The sequence below is a fragment of the Dysgonomonas sp. Shenzhen-Wh21 genome (assembly GCF_043392705.1).
Classification (GTDB): domain Bacteria; phylum Bacteroidota; class Bacteroidia; order Bacteroidales; family Dysgonomonadaceae; genus Dysgonomonas.
Map to the genome: position 1 here is coordinate 1 of NZ_JAIXHZ010000219.1, position 7,511 is coordinate 7,511.

The following is a 7,511-nucleotide window of genomic DNA, read 5'->3' on the forward strand; positions in this document are numbered from 1 at the left end:
TGATAAATTTAAAGAGAAACATGCTTCAGAAAAAAATAAACTTTCGCTTATTTCTAAATCATCTATTTCAGTTTCATCAGCCATAAGTAAGCGAATGAGTATATCTCTTTTTATATATTCAAAGATATCTTTGTTTTCTGCAACCTGATAGTTTACTGGATAGATTGGTATAAAAAAATATTTATCCTTATATTGACTCATAAATTGGGATAGAAAATAACTCTTCCCATCACCAAATTTTGCCGAAAAAATGCATCTGTCGTTTATTCTTAAATAATGATGAAATTCATTCAGTTTATTTTCAATTGGAATAAAACTGTTTATTTGTCGTTTATTATCCATAATTATTAATCGCTTACGTTTCTTTGCTCAGAAACATCTAGGTTTAATTCGTTTTTATCGAAAACATTTTTTATCCTTTCATAAATTTTAATACCTAAATCGCTAATACTATAAGATGGATTGTTCCTTATTACAGCAGCTAAATTGACTAGTCCATCAGTTCGTAGAGAATCTAATTCCATTTTTGTTATTATAAAGGGCTCTTTGTTAAAAGAGAGATGTAATATATCTCCAGGATAGGTATATTCTACAATTCCATTTTTATATCTGAATTTATAAAATGATCTTAGAGATGAAGAATTATAATATTTAGTCATTAAATTAAGTTCTTCAAAGGAATCTACCATCTTATTTATTGCTACTTTTTGTTCTTCTAAGTTATCTATATTCACCACTTCTTGAATTTGTATTTCAACATCTTGTTTTACCTGTTCCTTGATTTCTTTTTGAAATTGCAATTCTGTTTGCCTAAGTTCTAACTCTCTTTTCCGGTAATCAGAATAATAATCATCGGTCTGCATTTCTGGGCGGAACTTTGTTTGTAATAAAAAGATTGAGCCAATAAATAATGGAACATTTGCTATCGATGCAATTATTAAAGCATTGGGCCCCCAGGATGGTAGAGATATTAAAGAAGCTGCCCCTAAGAAGGAAGCATTGACTACAATTAACCCTACAAGCCAAGCTGCTAAGAGTTGAAATGGCTTTGTTATTCTATCCGGTTTTATTGTGTTTCTTTCCATTGTTTAAAGTTCTTTATAACAAAAAATATGACTTCTAATTTTATTTTTTTATTGCCATACCAGATATTTCATAACCGTCCCCAAAGTATGAATCAGAAATATATTTTATACGAAACCGTATGACTCCATTCGACCCAATTTGTTTACATTGGCTGGCAAATTCATCGATAGCATCATAAATTGTATATTCCTCTTTTATCGACTTTGTTTTTGTTTTGGGAACTCTATTTGTTCTTACACTTAATTGAGCTTCTGTATCACTGTATTCATTATGTACTTCAACTTGAGTTAAATTATCCAAGCCTTTAAGTACGGTTATAACTGAACCTATAGGTTCATAATCAAAACTTACAGAATTACTTTCTGTAATATAGAACCCTTGTTTATTATATCTTGAGTAGTCAATTACAAAGGTTTTTCTATATGATGTTTTTGTAGGAGCAGTACATGAGGTTACAATTAATAATGTAACGATTGATAGAGATATTCTATATAGAAAACTTTTATTCATTTTAGATGTTTTGATGTGGTATATTTTAAAATCTATATTGCCTAGTTATTGATAATCTTTGAAATAATGTCTCCTTAAAAGAATTTCTTTAAAAAGGCGCATCAATCTCATTTAAGACTTCATATATTATTCGGTCGATTGTTTGTGCGTGAGAATAGCTAAATTTATATTGTTTATTCAATACTGGATTTCTATTCAAAACAAAGTTTAAAAATTTTGATTTTTCCTTAGGATCGGATAATATTGAATATGCTGTAATATTATTCTCTTTACTATAAGTCTGATAGTCTGATTTAATAAACATTTGTATCTTAATTATATCCAATCCTTCCTCAGTATTAGGTATAATTTTACCTCTTATATCTCGAGAGTCAATATCATTTCGTGGATACTTAGAAAGAGAGTAATCAATTATTGCTGAATTTTTCAAATTAGCTAATTGATTCTTTATTTCATTTATTGATGTCATTAAAAAGGTTTCCATTGGAACGGATTTGCTCTCAATTCCTGCCACTTTAAATTCTCCAAAATGCTTTAAAAAAGAAGTATAATCAGGATTAACTTTTACAGCTTTAATTGTACCCTCTATTTTTTCTTTAAGTTTTTTCTTAAATTGGACAATATTGTTAAATCTTAGTGTTCTTGGATAAGGAATATGTTCTATCACTGATGTATCAAATGAGTAATCGGTAAAGTCATCTTTTACTATTATAGTGGGTTTATCAAAGGCTAACCTTATTCCCAATTCAAACATAACATTAGGGTTTTTAGCACTTACATCTACAACCACAATTTCATTTTTATAAAGATTTTGAATAATTCGACCTTGTATTATTCCACTGTCATCCGCTTCGCTAACGAGACAGGGTTTATACCCAGCTGAATTAATCGCATCAAAAATAATATTTTTTACCTCTTGCCAATGTTCAGCAGAACATCCGTCAATCGCTGATATAGGCATTACAACGCCACAAACAGGTTGTTCACTGTCTGAGGTATTTTCCTCTGTAGAAGCAGCTGGAGTCGTAGCATCCTCCTCTGTCTTTGTAGTTTTACTCATATATTATAGTTTAACTTTTTTAATAACTTCGGTTATTATATTTAGTAGTTGCTCATTTGTAGAAGCATCTTTTTTGTCAGTTTCTTTTAATCGCGATTCTTCTTTGTCTGTATCTATATCATGATTAATTATGTGGCATACATAATCATCTAATACTTTATTAATTTGAATATTACTTGTTTCATTATTTCCTGATATATAAATATATGCTTCTAATATGCCTTTTATTTGATTCGGTTTATATAGTAACTTTTTTAAAATAACTTTGTGTCGTTGGCATTTATGGATTTGATAAATGAAAAATAAGAGAAGTCCGACTAGTAGTACAGAGGGAGAAAGGTTTACCCAAATATCTAACAAGTTTATATTGCTATGATGATCAGTTGGGATAAACGATTCTACTTTATAAAAGAAATGTGCCCAGACACATAACAGCAATATTATACACCCAATTACTCCTCCAAAATACCATCGAATCATATTTCTCAATAAGAGTACCTCTTTATCTAATTCTAATCCTGAATCTATTAGAGTCTTAAAAGCTCTATCTATATTATGTACATTAATTTTTTCAATTGTATTTTTAAATAGTTCTTCTCTCTCTTGCAACTCAATTTTTAGCTTATTGAGATGTTCTTTATTGGCTTCTAGCTCTGCATCCTTATTTTCAGCACTTGCGATAAGACTTAATCTTTCTTTTTCTAGTTTCTTAATTTCATCATAATAATTATTTATAATGTACTCATTATAAATGCTTTGTGTTGTGCTTGACGATGAATTTCTTAATGCATTTATTTTTCTCATACTATCAGCAACCGATTTTTGTTGAAGGTCGGGTTCAGAAAGTATTGCATCTGAAAGGTTAACTCTTCGGAGATTTACGTCCTTTAGATTTGCATGTGTAAGATCTGTTCCTTTTAAAATAGTTCCTATTAAAAGCGCATTGGAAAGATCAGCATTAATGAGAGTAGACTTACTCAGATCCGCTCCTGTAAGATTCGCATGTGAAAGATTCGCATATGAAAGATTTGCTTTGAAAAGATCTGATTCTCTGATGTTTGATCCTGATAGATTTGCATAAGTAAGATTTGCTCCTGCAAAATCCACATTTTTAAGGTTAGTATAACTTAAATCTGATTCTGCTAGATTTGCTTTAGAAAAAGTAGCATCACTGAGATCTGCCTTACTAAAGTTTGTTTTATCTAGATTAGCCTCAGTTAAATTTAGATTTTTAGGAATGATTAAATTTGTAAAATCCACATTACTTAGATTAGCTTTTTCGCCTTCTACTCCATCACTATAAAGCCAAGAAAGATGAGCTTTATAGATTTTATCAAATTCTTCCTGTGTTATAACTTTCATAGAATATTTAGGTTAATTTGGCCGAAGTTAATATATTTTTTAGACTAAATTTAACACTATTGAATATTTTTTTTGAAATAAATAGAACATTTTCATGCTATTACCTATATATATTACCATTATTATTATCTAATTATTTAACTATTCCGATAAATGTCTATTTAATGTGTTTATTATTAGTGTGTTGTGGCGTTGCTTACTGCTAAAAAAGTCGATTTTCACGAAGAAGACCCCGCCTCGCCCTGAGGCGTCCTTCGTAATTACCGCTCTGTTTTTGACCTTATATGATTGATAATTTTATTGAAATCCTTTGTGGATGAGGGTTTCGAGTGACACCTCATAAGAAAAGGCGCAACCCCTTGGGGTACGCCTTACTACATTGTTAAAATTTGGATGTTAACCCCTCCAAAAGGCTCCCATACCCATGGCGCCTTCATAAGGAAATTTGTTCATGCCTATGACTAATGTATCAAAGGCATCTGTACCATCCGTTCGGTACTCAAGCTTGTCTTCTTCTGATTCGGCAAGCTTTTCTCCTGATTTATCTTTTTCAAAACCTGTTGATCCTATCTTTGTACCGGCTGTCTCGAGGCCTATAATGAGCTCCTCATTATTTTCTTCATTCAAACATGGTGTTAAACCATTCTCAATTTGACCTTTGAATAGTAGATTTATAAATAGGTGTTTATCTTTATGCTTCCATGGATTACCTATGTACATCATCTCAACCTCCCAGCTATGGTATTGAAATCTTTTGCGAACTACTTCCGAGAAGTCATCACTATCCGATACAGCATAGTTAGACCGTATAGCAGTAGAGTCATAATAGAATATAATTTTCTTCTTCATGTGATGACGGTAATAATGACAGAAGTCATCAACCAACTCTTGCAGCTTTCGGTCATATTTTACATAAAAGCTTTTGAGTATATTCATCCATCGCCCTTCGCGTTGGCCAGCTACCAGCCAGTTTATATTCGCATTGTAGTCCATCGCTATACAAATAGGCTCTAATGGTTGTACATCGGCGTCTTGTAAAGAACTGTTGTCCTGGATAGCTTTAAGGTTATATTCTAGTCCCTGCAGATAGTCATTGTTATTTCGGGTATAATAGTGTATTTTACTATTCAACGCAGAATAAAAACCATCCTTTAATATTCCCAGACGTTTACACAGGATAGATGTCTGAAAAACAAGTGGAGGCAAATCACGCTTCATTTGCTTTATATAATTCTCACCAAGGACTAACAGGTTTTCTATACTCGACCATTCGGCATAATATACAGCCACGCTACGGAATTCAGAGAGCGATTTTGAGAGAGTTTTGTAATAGGATGGTAAATACTTCGGAATAATTTTGTTCTTTGATTTAAGCTCCTTAATTCTATTCCTGATCTTCCATAATTCATAGATGATACCATGGATAGTATCTATTAGCTCATTATCCATTTTCTCTCTATAGTTCAGAAGCCATGATCCTTTCTTTGACGAAGGCATATCCGATAAGAATAGCATACTATGATGATAAGGGATATGTCCGAAATGTGATTTTATACCTCCATTTGCCGGAAAAGTTTCATCTTTTAGCTTTTCAAAATCTAAGAACTTACCTTCATCTCCCATTACATAATCCAATGTAAGAGAGTTTGACGAGCCAATAATATCCTGTGAAATAAAATAATTGATAGAGCCATTATACCAGGATAGAACATGTTCATAATTTGCAGGCTCTATGATCGGTTTTCCGAAGCCTAATGACTTCGGTGGCTTATGACCGATTACATAATGCAAATTACGTTTTAAACCGAATGATTCTAGCCCCTTGAGAGTTCCGGGCAATGTGTTAGTTAAACCACGTTTATAGGATGGGAAAACAAACGCACCTGAAGATCGTGGCATTTGTTGAAAATTTCTTTTAACAAATGGAGCTGCAACACCGTGCGTTTTTCCTAATCGGCGCCCACCTAAAAAGATAGTGGTATGTGCACCGGTATACATGGTTACTTGCTGCGGTGGATTGAAATATACCTTATTCGTCGCCATACCCCTTTATTTCCTCAATAAGTTTTGGATCAATTCCGATCTCTACAAAGTCTATATCTTCTATCTCAGCTTCATATTTCTTTTTCAGATCTGCTATTTTTTGTTGGATGTTAGGCACTGGTTTTATACCTATAAGTGTAGGATCGGAAGACGGCTCTATCACATCCGGAATAATATCTTCCCAAGGGAATTCTAAAGCATCTTCTTTATCAAGTTGCGTATATCGGGCGTATGTTGCAGCAATGCGTTCTATCGAAGATTCTTTTTTCTTTAACCTGGCGATTTCAAAAGCTTCATTTATCATGCTCACAAACCTAAATCGATGCCAGGACTTGGTTGCTGAGTTTACGTCTCCCAGTATTTGTTTTATGATCGAAATATCTTCATAGGCTTCTGATTGGGAAATACCAAATTCAGCTACTAACCTGTCACGCATTTCCTTATCTTTTTTCATCGGATAATCATTCCATGTCGTATAAATGGAGCGAATCCTTTTTATCCGATTGATAATTTGTGTAGATACATTAGCCTTTCGCATTGTATCCACATCATCGAAAAGATGACGGTGACAGATATCTATTGTTTTTTCTTTGCGCATAAAAACTGTTTATACATCAAATTAAAACAGGGGTAATGAGGGTATAAAAGACAAAAAAGCCCGAACTATCACAGCTCAGGCTTTCTCAATTCTATTTATTTAATAACACAAAGATTTTTTTCCTTATTCTTTGACACTCAATCCCGCTTCCTTCAGTTCTGCAATTTGTTTTTCATCAAGAGTTTGCCCGGAGATAATGAGACCGTCGTATCTCTTTTGCATTTCCGGAAGTAAGATATCGTATTTATTTTTATCCGTTTCTTTGAGGCCTTGCAGTTTTTTCTTGTTAGAACTAAGATATTTGCGAGCAGCCGATACACCTTTTGCATCAAGTATAGGTGTTTTTGAACCTGTATTATCCGGACTTAATGTTTCGTCAATTTGCTGTGTCTGTTCGGGCAATACTTTCGCATTGTCGTATAGCTTCCAGTTGGAGCGTATCTGTTCATCATAGCCTACTAATTCTTTCAGGAATGGATATCTGTCACACGGACGATCATTAACCATTAGCTTTAATTTTTCGTGCAATGAACGCATTTTAGGATAGATGTCCAGGTTCTTTTCATAAGCTTCTTGTGCTTCCTGGGATAGTTGTTCATGATCGTGGCGTTTGCCCTTTACTCCTTTTTCAACTATTTCTATCGTCTTAGCAGCTCTTTCCGATTTCTGAGTGAATTTCTGAACTTCTTCGTCGGTCAACTCACTTGCTGCTAAATTTTGCCTTTTAGATAGGATATCCGATTGCTTTTTCATCTCATATATCAGTTTAGGCAAAGCTTTTTTTCTTGTGATATATTGATACAATACCCTATTTCTATTAAGTTTTAGCAACAGAAGCGCACCGGCTTCTAT

General features: G+C 33.0%; 7 protein-coding genes and 1 pseudogene. All 8 read right to left on the reverse strand.

What is annotated here, in order from left to right; genetic code table 11:
- Positions 1 to 342 (reverse strand): annotated as a pseudogene (locus LDB17_RS14615) (hypothetical protein); the annotation flags it as partial.
- A gap of 5 nt (positions 343 to 347) precedes the next feature.
- The gene (locus LDB17_RS14620) at positions 348 to 1,085 is read right to left on the reverse strand and encodes a hypothetical protein (protein ID WP_252636405.1); all 738 of its coding nucleotides are present in this window, start codon (positions 1,083 to 1,085) and stop codon (positions 348 to 350) included.
- Positions 1,086 to 1,125: 40 nt separating this feature from the next.
- Positions 1,126 to 1,596 carry a hypothetical protein gene (locus LDB17_RS14625; RefSeq protein ID WP_252636404.1) on the reverse strand — a complete coding sequence of 157 codons (471 nt, stop codon included), beginning with the start codon at positions 1,594 to 1,596 and terminating at the stop codon, positions 1,126 to 1,128.
- Between the two features lie 88 nt (positions 1,597 to 1,684).
- Positions 1,685 to 2,656, reverse strand: a complete 972-nt coding sequence (locus LDB17_RS14630; RefSeq protein WP_252636403.1) for a hypothetical protein — start codon at positions 2,654 to 2,656, stop codon at positions 1,685 to 1,687.
- Positions 2,657 to 2,659: 3 nt separating this feature from the next.
- Entirely contained in the window at positions 2,660 to 4,018 is a 1,359-nt protein-coding gene (locus LDB17_RS14635; protein WP_252636402.1) for a pentapeptide repeat-containing protein, read from the reverse strand.
- 396 nt (positions 4,019 to 4,414) lie between these two features.
- Positions 4,415 to 6,061 (reverse strand): hypothetical protein, encoded by a 1,647-nt coding sequence (locus LDB17_RS14640; protein WP_252636401.1) that lies wholly within the window; start codon positions 6,059 to 6,061, stop codon positions 4,415 to 4,417.
- Complete coding sequence (locus tag LDB17_RS14645; RefSeq protein WP_252636400.1) at positions 6,048 to 6,659, reverse strand: hypothetical protein; 612 nt, start codon at positions 6,657 to 6,659, stop codon at positions 6,048 to 6,050. Before LDB17_RS14645 ends, LDB17_RS14640 begins: the two co-directional genes overlap by 14 nt.
- Before the next feature lie 123 nt (positions 6,660 to 6,782).
- The coding region (locus tag LDB17_RS14650; RefSeq protein WP_393925116.1) for a hypothetical protein at positions 6,783 to 7,511 on the reverse strand (729 nt) is incomplete at its 5' end.